Here is a 2934-nt window from a genome sequence, read left to right on the forward strand (position 1 = left end):
GCGCAGCCGCGACCCGGCCGCCGACCTGCGCGCGCGCATCGCCGCCGCGCGGGCGCTGGGCGAACTCGGCGATCCGAGCTTCCAACGCCGCCACGGTCCGGACGGGGACTACCTGCTGCCGCCGGTGGTGACGATTGCGGCCGGCAACTACCCGATCGGCAGCAACGAAGGCATCTACGAAGACGAATCTCCGGCACACCAGGTCGAGGTTGCCGCCTTTGCGATCGGCCGCTTCCCGGTCACCAACGCCGAGTGGCGCTGCTTCCTCGACGCTGGTGGCTACGACGACGAGCGCTGGTGGCAAGACGAAGCGGCGCAGCGCTGGCGGCGCGGCGAGGAAACGGCGGAGGGGCCGAAGCAGGAGCGGCGCGAGTTTCGCCAGTGGCTGCGCGACAACCCGCAGCGAATCGGGGAACTGCTCCGGGAAAGCGGAATCACCTCGAAGCAGGCTGAGGACTGTGAGGCGATACTGCAGATGTCCGACGCCGAATTCGAGGCGCTGCTCGATACTTGGTACCCGAGCGGCAGGCAGGCCGAACCCGCCTACTGGAACGACCCGGCGTACAACGACGCCGCGCAGCCGGTGGTCGGGGTCTGCTGGTACGAGGCGCGTGCCTACTGCGCCTGGCTGTCGGCGCAGACCGGGCAGTTCTGGCGGCTACCGAGCGAAGCCGAATGGGAAGCCGCCGCACGCGGGCGCAGCGGCCGGCGCTACGCCTGGGGCGACGACTTCGACGCCGGCTGCTGCAACACCTTCGAGAGCCACGTTCGCGGCACGACGCCGATCGGCGTCTTTCCGGGCGGCGACACGCCGGAAGGTCTCGTCGACCTCAGCGGCAATGTCTGGGAGTGGACCAGCAGTGCCTATCATCCTTACCCCTACGCGCCCGATCTCAGGCGCGAGGGTACCGACACGGCCGACGCCCGGCGCGTGCTGCGCGGTGGCTCCTGGAACAACAACCGCGACAACGCGCGCTGCGCCTACCGCAACCATAACGACCCAGGCAACCGTAACAACAACCTGGGCTTGCGGTTGGTGTGTGTCTCCCACATCGTGCAGGCCTTCTGAAAACCCGGTCCGCGAGGGCCGGGCCGGAAATGCCAGCCGACCACGGTCGGCTGGCCGAGGCGAAGGCGCTGTGGATGGCGCAGGCTGGTCCCGTCCGCACGGATTGCCCACCAGGGCGCGCGCCGTCGGGCATATATCCAACAGAGGCGCCTCCCGGGCGCAAGCCCCGAGGCGCCTCGCCCTGCCCTAGCGTGCGCTCTGCTTCAGCCAGCCGCCGAGCAGCCGGCCAAGCTCGGCGACCATGCCGCTGACGTGCTCGTACTGGCCGGCGTTGAGCCAGCGCCAGTCATAGGCCAGGCGGAGGTACAGCCGCAAATGGTTCAGCGCTGCGTCGGCCTGGCGAAGCGCGTTCAGGCGAGGCGCGCCGCGCTGGTTCTGCGCCTTGAACAGCGCTTCCTGCAGATCGAGGGCGGCATCGATCAGGCGTTGCGTGACGGTAAGGCGGAAAGCGCGCGGGAACTTCTCGGTGCTCGTCAGGGACCGCTTGCACCCTGGGTCGCCGCGGCGGCCCAGGGCCATCCTCGTGCTGCGATTCCGGCGAGGTTTGCAGGCTCCGTCGGCACGCTTTCCCCGACTCACGACTGCTGTCAGGGCCTATCAGAGCCTGGAACACTGGCGGAAGTGGCGTTGGATCTTCTATCCTTGGTCCTACGGCGTGCGCAAGAATGCGCTACCGGAGAATTAGTTCAGAAACAAGACCCCACTTTCCAGTGTGCAGAAGCGGGAGGTCGGCGACAAGAGGCCAAGCGGCTCTTCTTCTCTGAAACTCCTCAACCTGATCGAGCGCCAAGGGTTGGAGGCTGTGCTGTAAGGGGACCCTGGATCGCTTGGCTTCTTAGGCGAACACCATTGTCATGGGGTGTCTCGGTGAGTGTGATGACCCCGGGGTTTAACGTTTACACTCTGTCCACGATTTGACTGCTATTTGTTTTCCTCTAAGGGGTCTGGCCCCTTTGTTCCTTCTATCCTTTCCAAGGAGGCTTCACCATGAGCGACAACGTCGACAATCTGGTTCTTGAGCACTTGCGCGCCTTGCGGGGTGGACAGGACCGCATCGAAAGCGAGTTGCGAGAGGTCGCCGCCCGGCTTACTAGCCTGGAAGCGAGCACTGCCGCTGGCCGACGCGATAGCGCGCACAACTACGAGGAAATCATCCGGCAACAGTCAAGTATCGATCAGATCAAGGCGCGCATTGACCGGATTGAAAGACGGCTGGACATCGCGGGTTGAGAAATCACCGAACAGGCAAAAGAAAACCTGACCCTGCTCACGCCTTGCGCCGCGCCTGCCCGCCGGAGGGCTCCGATTCCCGCATCGGGGCGGTGGCCTTCATCTACCCCGCTTTGGCGCGTTGCGCAATCCGTGGGAGCACTTCCACTGCCTCGTCATCGAGGGCGTCTTCGCGGCGGACGCCTCGGGGGCGGCGACGTTTCACGAAAGCCGTGCCCCGACCAGATCACCGACGCCTGCGCGGTGCGCAAGATCCTCTCGCACTTGGGCGAGCCGACATCACCGCCGCCTATCGCGCCGGCCCGCGGCCCGCCGCTGGGGGAGATGGCCGATGCCGACCACGGCGAGTTCGACCCGTCAGCTCAACCGGCACCGGACGACCCATTCGATCAGCGCATCGCCTGGTAAAGGGCGCACGAAGACGATCCGATCGGGCTCGTCAGGGACCGCTTGCACCCTGGGTCGCCGCGGCGGCCCATGGCCATCCTCGTGCTGCGATTCCGGCGAGGTTTGCAGGCTCCGTCGGCACGCTTTCCCCGACTCACGACTGCTGTCAGGGCCTACCGCCTGCAGCAGCTCACGTTCGACCGCCAGGGGCGTCTTGCCGGGGGCCAGCCCGGTGCGATTGGCGACCC

3 protein-coding genes and 2 pseudogenes are annotated in these 2934 nt (G+C 66.4%); 3 read left to right on the forward strand and 2 right to left on the reverse strand.

The annotated features are described in order from the left end of the window. The coding region (locus CAPSK01_RS23030; protein WP_273703710.1) for an SUMF1/EgtB/PvdO family nonheme iron enzyme at positions 1-1069 on the forward strand (1069 nt) is incomplete at its 5' end. Positions 1070-1255: 186 nt separating this feature from the next. On the opposite strand, the gene CAPSK01_RS14040 is transcribed toward CAPSK01_RS23030, so the two are convergent. Beyond that, the gene (locus CAPSK01_RS14040) at positions 1256-1588 is read right to left on the reverse strand and encodes a four helix bundle protein (RefSeq protein WP_273703711.1); all 333 of its coding nucleotides are present in this window, start codon (positions 1586-1588) and stop codon (positions 1256-1258) included. Positions 1589-1766: 178 nt separating this feature from the next. Between CAPSK01_RS14040 and CAPSK01_RS23035 the strand changes: the two are divergent. After that, positions 1767-1880: pseudogene (locus CAPSK01_RS23035) on the forward strand (transcriptional regulator); the annotation flags it as partial. A gap of 176 nt (positions 1881-2056) precedes the next feature. Continuing rightward, complete coding sequence (locus CAPSK01_RS14045) at positions 2057-2299, forward strand: hypothetical protein (protein ID WP_034927908.1); 243 nt, start codon at positions 2057-2059, stop codon at positions 2297-2299. Between the two features lie 357 nt (positions 2300-2656). Here CAPSK01_RS14045 and CAPSK01_RS23040 read toward each other — a convergent pair. After that, positions 2657-2934 (reverse strand): annotated as a pseudogene (locus CAPSK01_RS23040) (hypothetical protein); the annotation flags it as partial.

The sequence above is a fragment of the Candidatus Accumulibacter vicinus genome (assembly GCF_000584955.1).
GTDB lineage: Bacteria > Pseudomonadota > Gammaproteobacteria > Burkholderiales > Rhodocyclaceae > Accumulibacter > Accumulibacter vicinus.